This window comes from Pseudomonas sp. TJI-51, from assembly GCF_000190455.2.
Taxonomy (GTDB): Bacteria; Pseudomonadota; Gammaproteobacteria; order Pseudomonadales; family Pseudomonadaceae; genus Aquipseudomonas; species Aquipseudomonas juntendi.
Window position 1 is genome coordinate 80,203 of the sequence record NZ_AEWE02000045.1, and the last position, 20,498, is coordinate 100,700.

A 20,498-nucleotide genomic window follows, 5' to 3' on the forward strand; every position below is an offset into this window, starting at 1 on the left:
ACTCGTTGCCGTGGCCAGGGTCTACCCTGGGGCACGGACGAATCGTCATTTTCGGCTTTTACACTGCGCCCGCCAGCATGCAGGGCAGTGTCTTCGACTTATCTATAGGGGACTTGAATGTCCGTACGACGCACACGCAAAGACGATGGTAGCCAATGGACCGTGGCCGATAGCCGCAGTGTTTATGGCATCCGCCATTGGGGCGCTGGTTATTTCGCCATCAATGAGGCCGGGCGCGTCGAAGTGCGCCCCAACGGCCCGAACAGCGCGCCGATCGACCTGTTCGAACAGGTCGACGAACTGCGCCAGAGCGGCTTGTCGTTGCCCTTGCTGGTGCGCTTCCCCGACATTCTGCAGGACCGCGTTCGCCAGCTAACCGGCGCTTTCGACGCCAATATCGCGCGCCTGGAGTACCAGAGCCAGTACACCGCGCTGTACCCGATCAAGGTCAACCAGCAGGAAGCGGTGGTGGAGAACATCATCGCCACGCAGAACGTGTCGATCGGCCTGGAGGCCGGCTCCAAGCCCGAACTGCTGGCGGTGCTGGCGCTGGCGCCGAAAGGCGGCACCATTGTCTGCAACGGCTACAAGGACCGTGAATTCATCCGCCTGGCGCTGATGGGCCAGAAGCTCGGCCACAATGTGTTCATCGTCATCGAGAAAGAGTCGGAAGTGGCCCTGGTGATCGAAGAGGCCGCCGAGCTCAAGGTCAAACCCCAGGTTGGCCTGCGCGTACGCCTGTCGTCGCTGGCTTCGAGCAAGTGGGCCGACACCGGGGGGGAAAAGTCCAAGTTCGGGTTGTCGGCCGCGCAGTTGCTGTCTGTTGTCCAGCGTTTCCGCGATGCCGGGTTGGACCAGGGTATCCGCCTGCTGCACTTCCACATGGGGTCGCAGATCGCCAACCTGGCCGACTACCAGCACGGCTTCAAGGAAGCCATCCGTTACTACGGTGAGTTGCGTGCGCTGGGCCTGCCGGTGGACCACATCGATGTGGGTGGCGGCCTGGGTGTGGATTACGACGGTACCCACTCGCGCAATGCCAGTTCGATCAACTACGACATGGACGACTACGCCGGCGTGGTGGTGGGCATGCTCAAGGAGTTCTGCGATGCGCAGGGCCTGCCGCACCCGCACATCTTCTCCGAGAGCGGCCGTTCGCTGACCGCGCACCACGCCATGCTGGTGATCCAGGTGACCGACGTCGAGAAGCACAACGACCAGGTTCCGACCATCGAGAACAAGGAAGCCTTGCCCGAGACCGTGCAGTGGCTGGTCGACCTGCTTGGCCCGACCGACATCGAGATGGTGACCGAAACCTACTGGCGTGCCACCCACTACATGGGTGACGTGGCTGCGCAGTATGCCGATGGCAAGCTCACCCTGAGCGAGAAGGCCCTGGCCGAGCAGTGCTACTTTGCGGTCTGCCGCCGCCTGCACAACTCGTTGAAGGCGCGCCAGCGCTCGCACCGTCAGGTACTGGACGAACTGAACGACAAGCTGGCCGACAAGTACATCTGCAACTTCTCGGTGTTCCAGAGCCTGCCCGACACCTGGGCCATTGGCCAGGTACTGCCAATCATCCCGCTGCACCGCCTGGACGAAGAGCCCCTGCGGCGTGCGGTATTGCAGGACCTGACCTGCGACTCCGACGGCAAGATCAACCAGTACGTCGACGAGCAGAGCATCGAGACCAGCATGCCGGTGCATGCGGTGCAGGAGGGCGAGGATTACCTGTTGGGCGTGTTCCTGGTCGGTGCGTACCAGGAAATTCTGGGTGACATGCACAACCTGTTTGGTGACACCGACTCGGTGAACATCTACCAGAACGCCGATGGCAGCGTGTACCACGCCGGCATCGAGACCCACGACACCATCGAGGACATGCTGCGCTACGTGCACCTGTCGCCCGAAGAGTTGATGACCCACTACCGTGACAAGGTTGCCAGCGCCAAGATCACGGCCCGTGAGCGCACGCAGTATCTGGATGCCTTGCGGCTTGGTTTGACCCGGTCGTCGTACCTGTCGTCGTAAATGCCGGGGGCCGCTTTGCGGCCCATCGCGACACAAGGCCGCTCCTACAGCTCATCCCTGTAGGAGCGGCCTTGTGTCGCGAAATGAGGGCGAAGCCCTCACCGGCGCTGTCACAGCCACACACAATCCCAATGTGGATATTCACCCGCCTTGCGCACCAGACCGGCGCGAATGGGGTTGGCGATGATATAGCGTGCGGCAACTCTCACATCTTCGTCTTTGCGCAGCGCGCGGTCGTAGAAGCCTGGCTGCCATATGTGCTGGCGCGCAGCACCGGTACGGTAGAGGGCACAACTGCTCCGCGACTTGAAGGCGCACATGAGCTTGCTCAGATGGGTTGGCCCAAGCTCGATCAGCCAATGCAAATGGTCCGGCATCAATACCCAGGCCAGAGTCCGGCAGTCGCCTTGCTGATCGCTGAGTTGCAACTGCCCGATCACCGCGCGCGCAAACCAGAGGTTGCGGAACAAGGGGTCCCGCTGGCGAGTAATGGTTGTGAGCAGATACAGTCTGCCCGGCTCTGAGAAGCGCCCTTGGCGCAAACGGTGATTGCCGCGACGATCCATGTCGATTTCCTTTGAACATCCCGTTCGCAGGATAGGAGGCGGGACAAGGATCGGCGCAGGTGGATCATTACTGACTATGACAGTTGGAGCCGCGTTATCCGGTCGATGGGCTATCCCCACTCAGCCAACCCACAGCCCCCGCTGCTGCAACCGCCACCCCATCCACCCCAACGTCACCGCCCGCAACCCCATGAACCCGAGAAACGCCAACCACAAGCCATGGTTGCCAAACCCGCTCATGGCCACCGCCACCGGCAGCGCAATCAGCACCGAAACCAGCATCGCATTGCGCATCTCCCGCGCGCGGGTGGCGCCGATGAACAAACCGTCCAGCAAGTAGCTCCACACCGCAATCAATGGCAGCAACGCCAGGTAAGGCAAGTACGGGTAAGCCGCTGCGCGGACGCTGTCGATGTCGGTCTGCAGATCGATGAACAGGTGCCCACCCAGCAGGAACATCCCGGCAAACCCGAGACTGGTGATCAGTGACCAACCGCAGGCCACCACCAGCGAGCGGCGCAAGGTGAGGCGATCACCGGCACCGATGGCGTGGCCGCACAGTGCCTCCACCGCATGCGCCAGCCCATCCAGCGCATAGGCGGTCAGCAGCAGGCCATTGAGCAGCAGTGCGTTGGCCGCTACGGTCGCCTCGCCCAGGCGTGCGCCTTGCAGGGTGATCAGCAGGAACACCAACTGCAGCGCCAGGCTGCGCAGGAAAATGTCGCGGTTCACGGCCAGCAGCGGTCGCCAGGCCTGCCAGTGCTTCAGTGCTGCCCATGCGACCTGCCCTGGGTAGGCGCGCAGCGCCGGGCGGGTCAGGGCCAGGCCAAGCAGGGCGGCACTCCACTCGGCAATCACCGAGGCCCGCGCTGAGCCCAGCACACCCCAGTCCAGGCCCAGTACGAACCACAGGTTCAGCGCGATGTTCAGCAGGTTGGTCGTCAGCAGGATCGCCAGCGGCGCGCGGGCGTTCTGCGTGCCAAGGAACCAGCCGACCAAGGCATAGCTGGCCAGCGCCGCAGGCAGCCCGAGCAGGCGGGTGTGGAAGAAGTCTTCGGTGGCTTGCTGCAACGCGTCGCTGGGTTGCATCGCATGCAGTGCCAACTGGCTGAAGGGAATGGCCAGCAGGCCAATCAACAGGGCAAAGCCGACCGCCAGCAGCAGCCCTTGAACCAGCACCTGGCGCAACGCCGCGCCGTCGCGCCGCCCGGCGGCCTGGGCGGCGAAACCAGTGGACCCCATGCGCAGGAAGCCCATGAGGCCGACCATGAACGTGAACAACGTGGCGCCCACGGCCACTGCGCCCAACTGGTGGGCGTGGGGCAGGTGGCCGATGACGGTGCTGTCGACCAGGGCTACCAAGGGCACGGAGATGTTGGACAGGATCATCGGCGCGGCCAGCGCCCAGACCTTGTGGTGGGTGGGGCGGTGGCGCCAGTCGGCGGTCAGTGCAGTCATTGCGGTCCTTGGGAATCTGGGGCTGCTGCGCAGCCCAATCGCGACACAAGGCCGCTCCCACATCGATCGGCATACGCAGGCCTTTGTGGGCTATTCTGAATGGGCACAGTGTAACGGCCAGGCAAGCAAACCGCGCGAACATGATTCCGGCCAGCTATAATTGCGGCCCTCAAGTACCCGCTGCCAAAGAGTTCCTACTCCATGTTCAACAAAGGATTGTTGCTGGCCTGCGCGCTGGCCTTGCTCAGTGCCTGTGACTCTTCCACGCCGGACAAACCGGCGCCGGCCGAGAAGCCGGCAGCCACCGCGGCCGCCGAGGCCCCCGCTGCCAAACGCGAAGACCCTGCTGTGCTCGCCAAGCGCTATGCAGGCCGCGAGCTGACTGTGCTCGACGTTTCCGAAGTGCAGCTCGACGGCGCCGCGACGCTGTCGATCAGCTTCTCTGCCCCGCTGGATGCCAAGCAGGACTTCGCCACCAAAGTGCACCTGGTCGATACCGTCAAAGGCAAACTCGATGGCGCCTGGGAGCTCTCCGACAACCAGATGGAGCTGCGCCTGCGCCACCTCGAACCCCAGCGCAAGCTGGTGCTGACCGTGGACAAAGGCCTGCTGGCGGTGAACGGCGAGCAACTGGCCAGTGAGTCGGTGACCCGCCTGGAAACCCGCGACATGCAGCCGACCATCGGCTTCGCCAGCCGCGGTTCGCTGCTGCCCACACGCCTGGCAGAGGGCCTGCCGGTGATCGCCCTGAACGTCGACAAGGTCGATGTCGAATTCTTCCGGGTCAAGCCGGAGATGCTCTCGAACTTCCTGGCCAGCTGGGGGCGCAACAGCAGCCTGTACTACTACCAGTCCAAGGAAACCCTGGACATGGCCGAACTGGTCTACAGTGGCCGCTTCGACCTGAACCCGGCACGCAACACGCGCGAGACCGTGCTGCTGCCCATCGCTGGCATCAAGCCGCTGCAGGCGCCTGGCGTGTACCTGGCGGTGATGCGTGCCTCCGGCACCTACGATTACTCGCAGCCGGCCACCCTGTTCACCCTCAGCGACATTGGTGTTTCCGCGCACCGCTACCGTGACCGCCTGGACGTGTTCGCCCAGGCGTTGGAAGGCGGCAAGGCCATGAGCGGCGTCAACCTGGAAATTCATGACGACAAGGGCAAGCTGCTGGCCCAGGCCGCCACCGATGGCAAGGGCCACGCCCAGTTGCCGATCACGCCCAAGGCCGACACCCTGATCGCCACCCAGGGTGTGCACACCACGCTGCTGCGCTTGAACACGGCCGCGCTGGACCTCGCCGAGTTCGACATCACCGGGCCCCAGGCCAACCCCTTGCAGTTGTTCATCTTCGGCCCGCGCGACCTGTATCGCCCAGGCGAAACGGTGCTGCTCAACGGCCTGCTGCGTGACCAGGACGGCAAGCCCGTCAAGGCCCAACCGGTGAACGTGGAAGTGCGCCGCCCGGATGAACAGGTCAGCCGCAAGTTCGTCTGGGAGGCCGATGCCAATGGCCTGTTCCAGTACCAGTTGCAGCTGGCCAGCGAGGCCCCGACCGGTCGCTGGCAGCTGTTGCTCGACCTCGGCGGTGGGCGCCAGCAGGTCTACGAATTCCTGGTTGAAGACTTCCTGCCCGAGCGCCTTGCGCTGGAGCTCAAGGGCAGCAGCCAGCCACTGTCACCGGATGAAGACGCGCGCATCCAGGTCGCTGGCCGTTACCTGTACGGCGCTCCGGCGGCCGGCAACCGCCTGAGTGGCCAAGCCTACGTGCGCCCCTTGCGCGAGGCGGTGCCGGCGTTGCCGGGTTACCAGTTCGGCTCGGTCACCGAAACCGAACTGAACCAGGACCTGGAGCTGGATGAAGTCACCCTCGACCAGGCGGGCAAGGCAGTGGTCGATATCGAAAGCCGCTGGGCAGAAGCCCGCTCGCCGTTGCAACTGACCGTGCAGGCCAGCTTGCAGGAGTCCGGCGGCCGGCCGATCACCCGGCGCCTGGAACAGCCGATCTGGCCGGGCGAGCGCCTGCCAGGCTTGCGCGGCCTGTTTGACGGTGAGGAAACCGATGGCGACGGGCCAGTGGAGTTCGAGGTACTGGTGGCCGACCACGACGGCAACAAGCTGGCGGCCAAAGACCTCAAGGTGCGCCTGGTGCGTGAGCGCCGTGATTACTATTGGAACTACTCGCAAAGCGATGGCTGGAGCTATGCCTACAACGAGAAGTTCCTGACCCAGAGCGAAGAGACGGTCAGCGTCAAGGCCGGCTCCACGGCCAAGCTGAGCTTCCAGGTGGAATGGGGCCCTTACCGGGTCGAGGTGGAAGACCCGCACACCGGCCTGGTGTCCAGCGAGCGCTTCTGGGCCGGTTACCGTGCCCAGGACAACGCCGAAGGCGGTGCCGTACGGCCCGACCAGGTCAAACTGGCGCTGGACAAGCCGGCCTATGCTGATGGCGCTTTGGCCAAAGTCACCGTGACCCCGCCGGCTGCGGGCAGCGGTTACCTGATGATCGAGTCCAGTGACGGCCCGCTGTGGTGGGAGGAAATCGACGTGCCCGCCGAGGGCAAGACGTTCGACGTGCAACTGGACAAGGCCTGGGCTCGCCACGACCTGTACATCAGTGCGCTGGTAATCCGCCCTGGCGAGCGCAAGGCCAATGCCACGCCCAAGCGTTCGGTCGGTGTGCTGCACCTGCCGCTGGACCGCGCCGGCCGCAAGCTGGCGGTGAGCCTGCAAGCCCCTGAGAAAATGCGCCCCAAACAGCCGCTGACGGTGAACGTCAAGGCCGCCAACGCCGACGGTAGTGTGCCGCGGCAAGTGCATGTGCTGGTGTCGGCAGTGGACGTAGGTATTCTCAATATCACCGACTTCAAGACCCCTGACCCGTTCGCCAGCCTGTTCGGGCGCAAGGCCTACGGTGCCGACCAGCTGGACATCTACGGCCAGTTGATCGAGGCCGGGCAAGGCCGCCTGGCCAGCCTGGCATTCGGCGGTGACGCGGCCATGGCCAAGGGGGGCAAGCGCCCCAACACCACGGTGACCATCGTCGCCCAGCAAAGCGTGCCGGTTACCCTGGATGACAACGGCCAGGGTCAGGTAACGGTCGATATCCCCGACTTCAATGGTGAACTGCGCCTGATGGCCCAAGCCTGGACCGACGACCACTTCGGCATGGCCGAAGGCAAGACGGTAGTCGCTGCGCCGCTGATCGCCGAGCTGTCGGCACCGCGTTTCCTCGCTGGCGGCGACCGCACCAACCTGGCCCTGGATTTGGCCAACTTGTCGGGCCGGGCCCAGCAGTTGCAGGTTGAAGTCAGCAGCGAAGGGCAACTGAGCCTGGCCGCCAATGCCTTGCATACCGTGGCCCTGGCCGAAGGCCAGCGCTCGACGCTGCTGATTCCAGTGCAGGCCCAGGGCGGCCTGGGGCAGGGCAAGGTCCGGGTGCGTGTCACCGGGTTGCAACTGCCCAACGAGCCAAGCACCGCCTTCGAGCGCGAGTGGGCGCTGGGCGTGCGCCCTGCCTATCCGGCGATGCTCAAGCACTACCGCGTGGCCTTGAAGGACCAGCCATGGACGCTGCCCGAAGCAGACCTGGCCGCCTTCGAACCGGCGGGCCTGGAAGCCAGCCTGGCCTTGTCGAGCCGGCCACCGCTCAACCTGGCCGAGCAGATCCGCGCGCTGGAGGCGTACCCGTACGGTTGCCTGGAGCAGACCACCAGTGGCCTTTACCCGTCGTTGTATGCCGATGCCCAAAGCCTCAAGCGCCTGGGCATCAAGGGTGAGCCGGCAGATGTGCGCAAGCGCAAGATCGAGATGGGCATCGAGCACCTGCTGGGCATGCAGCGCTACAACGGTAGCTTTGGCCTGTGGAGTTCGGACAGCGAGGAGGAATACTGGCTGACCGCCTATGTCACCGACTTCCTCCTGCGGGCCCGCGACCAAGGTTATGGGGTACCGGCCGAAGCGCTGAAGAAGGCCAGCGAGCGCCTGCTGCGCTACCTGCAGGAGCGCAACCTGATCGAGGTCGACTACAGCGAAAACGCCGAACATACCCGCTTCGCCGTGCAGGCCTATGCCGCGCTGGTGCTCGCGCGCAGCCAGCAAGCGCCGCTGGGCGCGTTGCGTGGTTTGTTCGAGCGCCGGGCCGATGCCCGCTCTGGGCTGCCGCTGGTACAGCTGGCGGTGGCACTGGACAAGATGGGCGACAAACCGCGTGCCCAGCAAGCCCTGCAAGCCGGGCTTGGCATCAGCCGCAGCAAAGGTTGGATGGCTGACTATGGCAGCCCGCTGCGTGATCAGGCGCTGATCCTGGCGCTGCTGCAGGAAAGCAACCTGGCCACCAACCAGGTCGACCAGCGTCTGTTTGCCCTGTCGGATGAACTGGCGGCCAACCGCTGGCTGTCGACCCAGGAGCGTAATGCCTTGTTCCTCGCCGGCCGTGGCCTGCTGGGCAAGCCCGAGGGCCAGTGGCAGGCGCGCCTGGACAGTGCCGGCGAAGTGCGCGAATTGAACAACGCCGAGTCTGGCATGAAGCTGGATGGCCCGCTGCTGGCCTCGCCGCTGAGCGTGCAGAATGAAGGCAGCGCGACCCTCTACCAGCAACTGACATTGTCTGGCTACCCGCGCCAGGCGCCTGCCGCCGGCGGTAACGGCATGCAGATCCGCCGCGAGTACCTGGGCATGAATGGCCAGCCACTGGACCTGCACAACCTGCGCAGTGGCGATCTGGTCCTGGTACACCTGGCGCTCAAGGCCCAGGACCGCGTGCCCGATGCGCTGGTAGTGGACCTGCTGCCGGCTGGCCTGGAGCTGGAGAACCAGAACCTGGCGCAAAGTGCCGCCAGCCTGGACAACGCCAGCACTGCGGTGAAGGAATGGCGCGAATCGATGCAGAACGCCAGCGTGGTGCATCAGGAGTACCGTGATGACCGTTATGTGGCGGCGCTCAAGCTCGACGGTTATGGCACCACGCACCTGTTGTACCTGGCGCGGGCGGTGACCCCGGGCACCTACCGCGTACCGCCGCCGCAGGTTGAGTCGATGTATCGGCCGAACCTGCAGGCGGTGGGTGATGGGCAAGGCGAGATGACGGTAAAAGCCCGCTAGGCTTGTGCTGCTGTTACCGGCCTCATGCTGGCAAGCCAGGTGCTGCACCTGGCTTCGATGCCGCTGCGGTCACCGTGGCAGCCGGCTTGCTGGCGATCGGGCCGCCGTGCGGCTTCCCGGGCGGCCCCCGGGAAGGCTCAGTGGATGACCCAGCTCATTACCCACAACCCCAGCACCAGCCAGATGATCCCAAGGATGATCGACGCACGCATGAATGCGCGGATGGCCGAGTACAGCAGCATCAGGCCGATGATCAGGGCCAGGATGCTGACCAGCGAGGTGTCCATGCCCAAGGTGCGCGCCAGGCCGTCGATGAAATTGCCACCGGCATTGGCCAGCAGGTTGAACAGCCCGCTCAATGCGTCGACGATGAAGCGAATCAACGATCCCAGTGCCTGGCCCAGCCACTCGAAAAAACCTTCTACATGCATAGTTGCTTCCTGATGAACGAGCCGGCGAGTTTGCCGTCCCAAAGCCTTTGGCCATTACCTGGCCAGGTCGGTTCCCGATGCCAAGCTTAGCGCGGCCACGCAGCCGTGCGGGCAGGTTGTTGCGCGCCGTGCTGCTCGGCCTGCTGTTGCTGGCTGGCCTGTTGTGGCTGGCAGACCGCATCTGGCCCCTGCCCATGCCGGGTGACGACCTGGCGCGGGTAGTGCTGGCCGAAGATGGCACACCGTTATGGCGGTTTGCCGATACTGATGGCGTGTGGCGTTACCCGGTCAGCCCTGATGAGGTTTCACCGCTGTATCTGCAGGCGTTGTTGACCTACGAAGACCGCTGGTTCTATCACCACCCCGGGGTCAACCCGCTGGCGCTGGCCCGTGCTGCCTGGCTGAACCTGCGCGGTGGGCGAGTGGTGTCGGGCGGCAGCACGCTGTCGATGCAGGTGGCCCGCCTGCTCGACCCGCACGACCGCACCCTGGCTGGCAAACTGCGCCAGCTGTGGCGCACGTTGCAACTGGAATGGCACCTGTCCAAGCGCGAGATCCTGCAAATCTACCTGAACCGCGCGCCGTTCGGCGGTACCTTGCAGGGGGTGGCCGCAGCCAGTTGGGCCTACCTGGGCAAGTCGCCGCGGCACCTGACCCCGGCCGAAGCCGCGTTGCTGGCGGTGTTGCCGCAGGCACCCAGCCGCCTGCGCCCCGACCGACACCCCGAGCGGGCACAGCGCGCACGCGACAAGGTACTGCAGCGCCTGGCGGAGTATCAGGTGTGGCCGGCACGGCAAATTCGTGAAGCTGCCGAAGAACCGCTGGTGCTGGCCCCACGGCAAGAGCCAGCGCTGGCGCCATTGCTGGCGCGGCGCTTGAACAGCGCCAACAGCCCACCGCTGATCCGCACCACGCTCGATGCGGCCTTGCAACGGCGCCTCGAAGACTTGCTGCTGAGCTGGCGCGCACGGCTGCCAGAGCGCACCTCTGCCGCCATTCTGGTGGTCGAAGCACAGACCATGGCCGTGCGTGCCTACCTGGGGTCGATCGACCTGGCCGACGAGCGCCGCTTTGGCCATGTCGACATGGTGCGTTCGCTGCGCTCGCCCGGCTCTACGCTCAAGCCTTTCCTGTACGGCATGGCATTGGACGACGGCCTGATCCATTCCGAATCGCTGCTGCAGGATGTACCGCGACGCTACGGCGACTACCGGCCCGGCAATTTCTCCATGGGTTTCAGCGGCCCGGTGTCGGCCAGCTCGGCGTTGGCGCTGTCGCTGAACCTGCCGGCAGTGCAGCTGCTGGAAGCCTACGGCCCCAAGCGCTTTGCCGCGCAACTGCGTATGGCGGGTATGCCACTGGCACTGCCGCCTTTGGCAGAGCCCAACCTGTCGCTGATCCTGGGCGGCGCCGGCAGCCGCCTGGAAGACCTGGTTGGCGGCTACGCGGCGTTTGCCCGGGGCGGCAACAGCGCGCAGGTACGCCTGCAACCGCAGGACCCGCTGCTCGAGCGGCGTCTGTTGTCGCCGGGTGCAGCGTGGATCGTGCGGCGTATTCTCAGCGGCCAGGCACGCCCCGACCGCGATCCGCATGCCGAACTGGTGCAGCGCCCGCAACTGGCCTGGAAGACCGGCACCAGCTATGGCTTTCGGGATGCCTGGTCGATTGGCGTGGGCCCGCGCTACCTGATTGGTGTGTGGATCGGTCGCCCAGACGGTACGCCGGTCGCCGGGCAGTTTGGCCTGGCATCGGCCGCCCCCCTGATGTTGCAGGTGCACGACCTGTTGAGCAATCGCGACAGCCAGCGGGGTATCAGCGTGCCAGTCTTGCCGGTGCCCGCCAGTGTCGGCGTGGCCGCGATCTGTTGGCCGCTTGGCCAGCCCATGGCCAGGCAGGACAGTAACTGCCGGCGCCAACGGTTTGCCTGGACCTTGGACGGCACCACACCGCCAACCTTGCAGGCCGCCGACCAGCCGCTGGGCCTGGGCTTGCGCGAGACGGTGTGGGTCAACCCGCATGGCTTGCGTGTGGATGGGAGTTGCCCAGGCGCCACGGCCCGCGATATTGCCCTGTGGCCGGCACCGCTGGAGCCTTGGCTACCGCGGATGGAGCGGCGTGCCGCACGGTTGCCGGCCATCGACCCAAACTGCCCGCCACAGGTACCGGCCAGCGCACCACCGCTGTCGATCGTGGGGGTGCGCCCGGGCGACAATCTGCGCCGCCCGGCCACCAGCAGCGAGCCTTTGCAGTTGCATGTTTCGGCCCTGGGTGGCGGCGGCCGGCGTTGGTGGTTCCTCAATGGCCAGCCGCTGGGGGAGACCCAGGGGCAGGACAGCCTGCTGCTGCGTTTGCCCCAGGTTGGCCAGGCCGAACTCAGCGCCCTGGATGAAAGCGGTGAGACTGCCCGGGTGGCGTTTCAGGTCAGTGAGTAGGTGCCCGACGGCAATGTGGGGCGGTAATACGCCCCGGGTACAGCAGGCGCCGGTCAGTGGGTAGTGAAGCGTTGATGCACTGGCGATGAGCTGGGCGTCAGCGCCAGCGCCAATTGGGTACGGTTATGCATATGCGTCAACCGCAGCACCTGCGACACGTACAGTTTGACGGTGTTCTCGGTGATCCCCAGTTCACAGGCAATCTGGTAATTGGTCTTGCCCTTGCTCACCAGCCGCGCGACCTCCAACTGGCGGGGCGACAGTTTCTCGAACGCTGCGGGTAGCTCGCTCTCGCTTTCATCAGCATCCGTGGCACGCCGATGGGCGCCTTGGCCGCGGGCTTTCTCCAGCTCCTGATAAAGCTCGTCCACAGACTCGGCCAACTCTTGCAAACGCTGGTTCAAGCCGCCCAGGTTGCGGAGGTTGCGCTGGCGCTCGAGCAAGGCCTGCTCCTGCTGGCGCACACCTTCGAGCAGTTCCTCAAGGTCCATGGGTTTCTGGTAATAGTCGGCAAAACCTGCGCGCAGGGCGCGGATCACGTCCTGTTTTTCCCCCCGGCCGGTCAGCATGATGGCCTCGAACATGCGTTGGCTGCCGTCGATCTCCTTCAAGGCGCGCACCAGCTCGATGCCGTCCCGTTCGGGCATTTCCAGGTCGCAGATGATGAGGCCGACTGCGGGGTCCGACGTATACCGCTCTATGGCTTCGTCGGTGGAATAGGCGGGTATGCAGGTGTAACCCGCGGTTTCAAGGTATTCACATAGCTGCTCGACAATGACCGGTTGGTCGTCGACCACCAATACCTTCACTTCACTCACTGGTCTGGACACGATCAACTCCCTGTTCGTATACGGCCCTGCTCCCGGGCCAGACGCTCTGGCAATGTAAAAAGTAGTCGCACACGGCGATTCTGTACAAACCCTGTACACATTGTCCGACCACAGGCATCGCTATTGGATCCATACGGCTGTCAGCAGAAAGCCGGTGAGCACATAGGGGACGAACGCCTGCTTGTCGCCCATTTCTTCGGTCAGGGCTTGCAGGCGCTTCTTGATCTTGGGGTTGAGCAGCAGCCATAGACGCCGACGGGCCAGCAGCCAGACCAGCACGCTGACCCCAGCGCCAATGAACGTGCCAAGCACGTATTGCGTGCCGCTGGCCAAGGCCAGGGCGCCCATCAGCTTGACATCATCGGCGCCGAAGTGGCCGTACATATAGCCGGGCAGGGTCAACAGCATGACGATGGCCAGCGCCCATCCGGCATCGCTGGCATCGGCCCCCATCCAGCTATGGCCAGTGGCGAACAGCCAGAGCAGGGCACAGCTGGCCACACCCAGGGTGAGCAGGTTGGAGATCTGGCGTTGACGCACATCCTGTTCGGAGCACAAGGCAAGCCACAGCAGCAGAACAATGCTTTGCATTGGCAGGTCGCCCTTCCTAAAAGTTGAACACTTCTACCCGGTCAGTCAGGTTTCCTTGACTGAAGATAGACCGGAACGTGCGCACGAGTAGGCCTTGCAACCGAAAAAGGCGTGGTCGGAACGGATTTTGTCGTAGCTGTCACCGGGGGCTGCGCTTGAGCCCCTGGCTGCTTTTGAAGGTTATTTCCGGCTACCCGGCGGGTAATTGCCCAGCACCTTGGCCACGGTGTTTTGAATGGCGCTGTTACGCTCTTCAGGGCCCGGTGGGTAGTTGTTCATGATCTGCTCGGCACTGCCGCGCCAGACCAGCTTGCCGTCACGGCCATCGAAAAGGTCGACCTGAATGGTGGCCACCTTGTAATCGACGCTGCGGGTTTCGTTGTACATGGGGCCACCCCAGTACCCGCCCCAATAACCACCCCAGCCCCCGCCGTAATTGGTGGTGATCTGTTGCTGGCGCTGCTCGACGATCAGGTAGGTGCGTACGGTCAGGTCTGGCCGCGCGCCGCCCTGCACCGGGCGCAGGCCGCGCTGGTCGAGCTGCTCGGCCACTGCCGTACGGATGCGCTGCTCGGTCAGGTCGCTCTTGATGCGAGGGTCATCCGGGCGGTACTGCAAACCTGGCTCCTGCCATGCCCAGCTGCGGTAGGCGGCAAAGTCGCGGCTGGCATCGAAATCCTGCTGAACGTTAGTGCTCGAGCAGGCTGCCAATACCAGCGCGAATGACAGTAGAACGAGACGGCGCAACATGATGGTTCTCCGTTGGCTATTAACTGGGAGGATAGCCGCTGAGCGCCTTGTGCACAGCATCGCGCACGGCGTTTTCGCGTTCGCGTGGCGAGTCCTTGTCGCTGCCGCTTTCGGCGCTGGCGCTCCATACCGGTTGGCCGGTACGCGCGTCGTAGAGGTCGATGCGCACCACCATCACCTGCACCTCGTAGGTACGCACCACTGGCACGCTGGCATAGCCGCCGTAGCCATGGCGGTAACCGCCATAGCCCACGCTGCCGTAGGGGTAAGGGTCATAGGTGTCGTAATCGCGCACTTGCCGCAAGCGCCTCTCCAGGCGCATGTCGGCGCTTACCAGCAAGTCGCCGGGGCCGCCCCGCGCCGGGCGCAGGCCATGCTGGTCGAGGGCACCACCAACGGCATCGGCCAGGGGCGCCGGGTCGGCCCCCGCCGAGCCACTGGGCAACCGGCCGTTACGCCAGCTCCAGCTGCGGTAGCGCCCATAGTCCCGTGCCGGTGCCGGGTAGGCGCTGGCATCGAAGGTAGCGGCCGCCTGGGCCGGCGCCGGGGGCAACGGCCGGCTGCTGGCAACATACGGATTGGGGCTCTGGCAGCCAGCCAGGGCCAGCGGCAGCAGGGCCAGGTACAACAGACGGTATGGCATGTATTCCTCCCGGCAGGCCGCTCAGCGAGGGCGGCAAACCCAGTGCAGGTAGCGCCCGAGCCCGGCGAACCCAGGGTGGCGGCGGTAGGCCAGCTCCATCTCCAGCAGGTCGAGCAGTTCGGCCTTGGCCTGGAACTCCTTGGGCATGTAGTCGTGGAACACCCGCACACCGCTTTCACTTTGCACCTGCCACAAGGGTTCAAGGTGCGCCTTAAGCTCGCGTGGATCAAGCGGTTTCTGTGGCGTCAGGCTCTGCTTTTCACCTTCCAGGCGGTTGCTGCGCAGCTTGCGGAAATGGCCTTTGAGCAAGTTGCGGTAGACCAGGGCGTCGCGGTTGTAGAACGCCAGCGACAACCAGCCACCCGTGGCGGTGAGCTGGTGCAGCACGGGCAGGATGCTCTCGGGTTCGGCCAGCCATTCCAGCACAGCGTGGCACAGCACCAGGTCGTAGGGCTCGTTCAATTGGCCGAGCAGGTCTTGCCAGGGGGCCTGGACGAAGGTGGCCGTCTGGCCGGCTTCGGCAAAACGGGCCCGGGCGCCGTCGAGCATGGGTGCAGCCGGTTCTGCCAGGGTCACCTGGTGGCCACGTTCGGCCAGCCACAAGGCCATGTGACCCAGGCCGGCGCCGATATCCAGAACACGCAACGGGCGATCAGGCAGCGCCTCGGCCAGGTCGGCCTGCAAGACGGCCAGGCGGATCGCGCCCTTGGCGCCGCCGTAGATCTTTTCCGCGAAGCGGGTGGCCAGTTCATCGAAATGACGGTCGTTCATCGAGCGAAACGCCTCTCGCTGTCGGCCAGCTTGGCACGCACCACCTGGTCCATGTCCAGGCCCAGCTCACTGCACAACAGCAGCAGGTAGAGCACCACGTCACCGACTTCCTGCCCGGCGTGGGCCAATTTGTCGGCAGGCAGCTGGCGCGATTCGTCTTCGCTCAGCCACTGGAAAATCTCGACCAGCTCGGCCATTTCGACGCTGGCGGCCATGGCCAGGTTCTTCGGGCTGTGAAAGCCACGCCAGTCGTTGTTGTCACGGATCTGGTGCAGGCGTTGGGTAAGCTCTTGCAGGTTCATCGGGGGTCTCCAAATGCTGCATAGCTTCTGCCCTGGCCCGATGCAAAGCAAGGGGCCGCCGCGTTGCGGCCCCTGGGCCCGGCAATGAGCTCTAGAGCTGATCCCAGCGGCCGAGCATATGCAGTATGCCCCCATGCCCATCCAGCCGCAGCACCCCTGCAGGCCCCGCCTCGCTGGCACTGAGCACCACTTCGGAGGGCAACCTGACCGGCTTGCGGAAAGCCACCTCAAAGGCATAGCCGCTGTGCGGCAGGTGCCCGCGCAATGCGGCCAGTGCCATGGCCTTTGTCCACATGCCATGGGCAATGGCCGTGGGAAAGCCGAACAACCGTGCACTGACCGCACTCAGGTGGATAGGGTTGTAGTCCCCGCACACCTTGGCATAACGCCGGCCGATGTCACTGTCGGCATACCAGCGGGTGGCCTCGGGCAAGCAAGGCGGTTCGTCGTCGGCATGCCCGCCGGCCTGGCCATCCAGCTTCAGCCCACGTACCAGCATGCGGCTGGTTTCACGCCAGAGCACGCCGATGCCATCTTCGGCTTCGGTCACCAGGTCGAAGGTGCCACCTTTGTCATGCGCCTGCAGGTTGTGCGCATACACCGCAAAGCGCAGCCCTTCGATAGCGCCCAGTGGCCGCAGCACTTCGATGCGATTTTGCAGGTGCACCAGCCCCAGCAGCGGGAAGGGAAAGTCACGGGCGGTCATCAGCTGCAATTGCAGCGCAAAAGCCATGACGTGTGGATAAGTAGCCGGCAGGCGGCCATCGTCGGGGAAGTGGCAAAGCCGCCGATAGGCGTCCAGGTTGGCCGGCTCAACCTGGATGAAGCAGCGCAGGCCATCGTCGGGCAGGTGCTCACCGCTGATCGTGCGCTTGCTGGCGGCACGCAGGTACAGGCTGGGGCGGGCAGCCGGGCTATGCAGGTCGTGCCATTGACGGCTCATGGTCAGGCCCCCATCAGTGCCTGGCCGCAAACACGCAGCACCTGGCCGTTGACCGCCCCCGAGCCCGGCTGGCTGAGCCAGGCAATGGCCTCGGCCACGTCCTGCGGGCGACCGCCCTGGCCCAGCGAACTCAAGCGTCGCCCGGCTTCGCGCAGGCCCATGGGCATGGTTGCGGTCATGTGGGTTTCGATGAAGCCGGGGGCTACGGCGTTGATGCTCGCGCCCCGCTCGGCGAGCCTCGGCGCCCAGGCCTGGGCCAGGCCGATCAGCCCGGCCTTGCTGGCGGCATAGTTGGCCTGGCCGCGGTTGCCGGCAATGCCGCTGACCGAGGCTAACAAGGTTATGCGCGCATGTTCACCCAACGCGCCACCGTCAAACAGCGCCTGGGTCAGCACCTGTGGCGCCTGCAGGTTGACCGCGAGCACGGCGTCCCAATAGTCCGGGGTCATGTTGGCCAGGGTCTTGTCGCGCGTGATGCCAGCATTGTGCACAACGATGTCTATGGCGTCGGGCAGGGCAGCCAGCAGTTGTGAGGCGGCATCGCTGGCGCAGATGTCCAGCGCCAGGGCCTTGCCGCCAAGTCGGGCAGCGAGTGCGTCGAGTTCGCGGCTGGCCTGTGGCACATCCAGCAGCAGAACGTCGGCACCGTCACGTGCCAAGGTTTGCGCGATGGCCGCGCCGATTCCGCGCGCGGCGCCGGTAACCAGTGCACGGCGGCCAGCCAACGGGCGGGTCCAGTCCTCGACCTGGCTGGCGCAGGCTCCAAGGCGCAGCACCTGGCCGGAGATGAACGCGCTCTTGGGCGAGAGGAAGAAGCGCAAGGCACCTTCCAGTTGGTCTTCAGCGCCGGGGCCGACGTACAGCAACTGAGCGGTTGCGCCATTGCGCAGTTCCTTGGCCAGCGAGCGGCTGAAGCCCTCCAGGGCGCGCTGGGCGATACTGGCCTGCGGGTTGTCGAGGCTTTCCGGTGGCCGGCCCAGCAGCGCGACGTGGGCGCACGGGCCCAGGCTGCGCAGCAGCGGCTGGAAAAATTCGCGCAACTGCTTCAGCTCATCGCTGTCGGACAAGTGACTGGCGTCGAACACCACGGCTTTGATTTTAGGCCCCAGGCCAGCGACCCAAGGCTCGCCCTGCAGGTGGTCGGCATTGAAACGGTATATGTTATCGGTAAGGCGCGCGGCGAAGGCTTCGACCTGGCCTGCCAGGGGGCCGCCGCCCAGCACCAGCGCCCCCTCCACCGGGCGCAGGCGGCCAGCCTGCCAGCGCTCCAGAGGCGCAGGGCGTGGCAGGCCCAGGGCATCCACCAAGCGGCGGCCAAGGTTGGAGTTGGCAAAACCGAGGTAGCGATCGCTCATGAGTAGGTCTCCGCAAAGGCAAGCTTGAAAGTGTGGACCAAGTTTGTGGCATGGTCGTTCGACCAGGGTAAGAACACCCAGGCAGTACGGTTCAATTTGTTTCAGGAGGAACAGGCATATGCGTTCACTTCGCCGGGTCGCGATCTTGGGCGGCAACCGAATTCCCTTTGCCCGCTCCAATGGGGCCTACGCCACCGCCAGCAACCAGGCGATGCTGACCGCGGCCCTCGAAGGGCTGATCGAGCGCTATCGCCTGCATGGGCTGCGCTTGGGTGAGGTGGTCGCTGGCGCGGTGCTCAAGCAGTCCCGCGACATGAACCTGACCCGCGAATGTGTGCTGGGTTCGCGGCTTTCGCCGCAAACCCCTGCCTACGACCTCCAGCAAGCTTGCGGCACCGGCCTGGAGGCGGCGCTGCTGGTGGCCAACAAGATTGCGCTGGGGCAGATCGACAGCGGCATTGCCGGTGGCGTGGACACCACGTCGGATGCGCCGATTGCGGTCAACGAAGGCCTGCGTCATATCCTGCTGCAGGCCAACCGTGGCAAAAACCTGGGCGAACGGCTCAAGCCTTTTCTGCAGTTGCGCCCGCACCATCTGCGTCCTGAGTTGCCACGCAACGGCGAGCCGCGCACCGGGTTGTCGATGGGCGAGCATTGCGAACGCATGGCCCAGGCCTGGAAGATTGGCCGGGCTGCCCAGGACGAGTTGGCGTTGCTCAGCCACCAGCGGCTGGCGGCTGCCTATGCCGAAGGTTGGCACGATGACCTGCTGACACCATTTCTGTCGCTGATGCGCGACAACAACCTGCGCGCGGACCTGACACTGGAGCAGTTGGCCAAGCTCAAGCCGGCCTTCGACCGCAGTGGCCAGGGTACGTTGACGGCAGGCAATTCCACGCCCTTGACCGATGGTGCGTCGCTGGTGCTGCTGGCCAGTGAAGAGTGGGCCGCGCAACAGGGGTTACCGGTGCTGGCCTACCTGGTCGATGGTGAAACCGCAGCAGTGGACTTCGTCACTGGCCGCGAGGGGCTGCTGATGGCACCGGCGTATGCAGTGCCACGCTTGCTGGCACGCAATGGCCTGACCTTGCAGGACTTTGACTACTACGAAATCCACGAAGCCTTTGCGGCCCAGGTGTTGTGTACGCTCAAGGCCTGGGAAGACGCTGGGTACTGCCGTGAGCGGCTGGGGCTGGATGCGCCGTTGGGGGCCATCGACCGCAGCAAGCTCAACGTCAAGGGCAGTTCGCTGGCTGCCGGGCACCCGTTTGCCGCGACCGGCGGGCGAATACTGGCCAACCTGGCGAAATTGCTGGCAACGGCAGGGAAGGGGCGCGGCTTGATTTCCATTTGTGCGGCGGGCGGGCAAGGGGTCACGGTCATCGTCGAGCGGTGAAGAACCGCCGTCTGTTTGGCAGGCATGCCCGCGCGGCAGGCGGCAGATATCCCGCAGGCGTTGATCGTAACTGTTAGGCTTGTCTGGTCAGCACTAACAGAAGCCGCCATGCCGATCATCGGACAACCCCGTCCCATTCCTGAACTCAAGCAGTTGCCCAGGCCACTGTACGCACGTGCCGAAAGCCTGGGCGCCGGTTCCTGGACCACACGCCACCAGCACGACTGGGTACAGTTCTCCTACGCTATCAGCGGCGTGCTGGGTGTTTACACCGACGCAGGCAGCTACTTTGCGCCACCGCAGTGGGGGGTGTGGATCCCGGCTGACGCCGAGCATGCGGTGGTGACCTCGATGCAGGCCGAGATGCGCAGCCTGTATGTACGCCGGGACGCCTGCCCCTGGGCTGCCCCGCAGTGTCGGGTATTGGAGGTGACGCCGCTGGCGCGTGAGTTGATCAAGCAGTTCTGCCTGTACCCAGCCGATTACCCTGAGGGCGATAGTGCTCAGGCGCGGCTGGTGGCGGTGCTGCTCGACCAGTTACGAACCCTGCCGGAAGTCGGCTTTTCCTTGCCGTTGCCGCGCCACCCGGGTTTGCTGGCGCTGTGCAATGGCTTGATCGCCGCACCCGACCAGGCGCAGACCTTGCAGCAATGGGCGCGGCAGCTGGGGTGTTCCGAAAAAACGCTGATGCGCCTGTTCCAGCGTGAAACCGGCTTGAGCTTTCGCAACTGGCGCCAGCGCATGCGCTTGCTGTCGTCGCTGGCCTTGCTGGAGGCGGGGGAGAGCGTGACCGAGGCGGCGCTGGGTTGTGGGTATGATTCCACTTCCGCGTACATTGCGGCGTTCAAGCAGCTGTTTGGGGCAACGCCGGGGGAGTTGAGGCTCTGACCAGGGGT

16 protein-coding genes are annotated in these 20,498 nt (G+C 64.9%); 5 read left to right on the top strand and 11 right to left on the bottom strand.

The features are described 5' to 3' along the window. Positions 1-117 precede the first annotated feature (117 nt). Positions 118-2,031 carry an arginine decarboxylase gene (gene speA / locus G1E_RS10485; protein ID WP_029885908.1) on the top strand — a complete coding sequence of 638 codons (1,914 nt, stop codon included), beginning with the start codon at positions 118-120 and terminating at the stop codon, positions 2,029-2,031. Positions 2,032-2,141: 110 nt separating this feature from the next. On the opposite strand, the gene G1E_RS10490 is transcribed toward speA, so the two are convergent. Next, positions 2,142-2,597, bottom strand: a complete 456-nt coding sequence (locus G1E_RS10490) for a transposase (RefSeq protein ID WP_009685770.1) — start codon at positions 2,595-2,597, stop codon at positions 2,142-2,144. 120 nt (positions 2,598-2,717) lie between these two features. Then, complete coding sequence (locus G1E_RS10495) at positions 2,718-4,055, bottom strand: MATE family efflux transporter (protein WP_009685771.1); 1,338 nt, start codon at positions 4,053-4,055, stop codon at positions 2,718-2,720. Between the two features lie 201 nt (positions 4,056-4,256). On the opposite strand from G1E_RS10495, the gene G1E_RS10500 reads away from it, so the two are divergent. After that, on the top strand, positions 4,257-9,158 hold the full coding sequence (locus tag G1E_RS10500) for an alpha-2-macroglobulin (RefSeq protein ID WP_047149810.1): 4,902 nt from the start codon (positions 4,257-4,259) through the stop codon (positions 9,156-9,158). A gap of 137 nt (positions 9,159-9,295) precedes the next feature. Here G1E_RS10500 and G1E_RS10505 read toward each other — a convergent pair whose 3' ends face one another. Then, positions 9,296-9,589, bottom strand: a complete 294-nt coding sequence (locus tag G1E_RS10505; protein WP_009685776.1) for a hypothetical protein — start codon at positions 9,587-9,589, stop codon at positions 9,296-9,298. A 77-nt stretch (positions 9,590-9,666) separates the two neighbouring features. On the opposite strand from G1E_RS10505, the gene pbpC reads away from it, so the two are divergent. Further along, positions 9,667-12,021 (top strand): peptidoglycan glycosyltransferase PbpC, encoded by a 2,355-nt coding sequence (gene pbpC, locus G1E_RS10510; protein ID WP_009685777.1) that lies wholly within the window; start codon positions 9,667-9,669, stop codon positions 12,019-12,021. Positions 12,022-12,074: 53 nt separating this feature from the next. Here pbpC and G1E_RS10515 read toward each other — a convergent pair whose 3' ends face one another. The 8 genes from G1E_RS10515 to G1E_RS10550 all read right to left on the bottom strand — a co-directional run bounded on the left by G1E_RS10515 (position 12,075) and on the right by G1E_RS10550 (position 18,206). Then, the gene (locus G1E_RS10515; RefSeq protein WP_033690964.1) at positions 12,075-12,851 is read right to left on the bottom strand and encodes a response regulator transcription factor; all 777 of its coding nucleotides are present in this window, start codon (positions 12,849-12,851) and stop codon (positions 12,075-12,077) included. Between the two features lie 120 nt (positions 12,852-12,971). Further along, the gene (locus G1E_RS10520; RefSeq protein ID WP_009685779.1) at positions 12,972-13,442 is read right to left on the bottom strand and encodes a prepilin peptidase; all 471 of its coding nucleotides are present in this window, start codon (positions 13,440-13,442) and stop codon (positions 12,972-12,974) included. A gap of 180 nt (positions 13,443-13,622) precedes the next feature. Beyond that, positions 13,623-14,192: a DUF4136 domain-containing protein gene (locus G1E_RS10525; RefSeq protein WP_047149811.1), complete on the bottom strand. Its 570-nt coding sequence runs from the start codon at positions 14,190-14,192 to the stop codon at positions 13,623-13,625. Between the two features lie 19 nt (positions 14,193-14,211). Continuing rightward, complete coding sequence (locus tag G1E_RS10530) at positions 14,212-14,835, bottom strand: DUF4136 domain-containing protein (RefSeq protein ID WP_047149812.1); 624 nt, start codon at positions 14,833-14,835, stop codon at positions 14,212-14,214. Between the two features lie 21 nt (positions 14,836-14,856). Further along, the gene (locus G1E_RS10535; protein ID WP_009685783.1) at positions 14,857-15,606 is read right to left on the bottom strand and encodes a methyltransferase domain-containing protein; all 750 of its coding nucleotides are present in this window, start codon (positions 15,604-15,606) and stop codon (positions 14,857-14,859) included. Continuing rightward, the gene (locus tag G1E_RS10540; RefSeq protein ID WP_009685784.1) at positions 15,603-15,908 is read right to left on the bottom strand and encodes a MazG-like family protein; all 306 of its coding nucleotides are present in this window, start codon (positions 15,906-15,908) and stop codon (positions 15,603-15,605) included. Before G1E_RS10540 ends, G1E_RS10535 begins: the two co-directional genes overlap by 4 nt. A gap of 91 nt (positions 15,909-15,999) precedes the next feature. Continuing rightward, on the bottom strand, positions 16,000-16,851 hold the full coding sequence (locus G1E_RS10545) for a MaoC/PaaZ C-terminal domain-containing protein (RefSeq protein WP_009685785.1): 852 nt from the start codon (positions 16,849-16,851) through the stop codon (positions 16,000-16,002). 2 nt (positions 16,852-16,853) lie between these two features. Next, positions 16,854-18,206, bottom strand: coding sequence for a 3-oxoacyl-ACP reductase (locus tag G1E_RS10550; RefSeq protein WP_009685786.1), 1,353 nt, complete (start codon positions 18,204-18,206; stop codon positions 16,854-16,856). A gap of 118 nt (positions 18,207-18,324) precedes the next feature. Here G1E_RS10550 and G1E_RS10555 point away from each other — a divergent pair, with 118 nt between their 5' ends. Continuing rightward, positions 18,325-19,602 carry an acetyl-CoA C-acetyltransferase gene (locus G1E_RS10555; protein WP_047149813.1) on the top strand — a complete coding sequence of 426 codons (1,278 nt, stop codon included), beginning with the start codon at positions 18,325-18,327 and terminating at the stop codon, positions 19,600-19,602. A gap of 108 nt (positions 19,603-19,710) precedes the next feature. Continuing rightward, positions 19,711-20,490 (top strand): helix-turn-helix transcriptional regulator, encoded by a 780-nt coding sequence (locus tag G1E_RS10560; protein ID WP_009685789.1) that lies wholly within the window; start codon positions 19,711-19,713, stop codon positions 20,488-20,490. Positions 20,491-20,498: the final 8 nt, after the last annotated feature.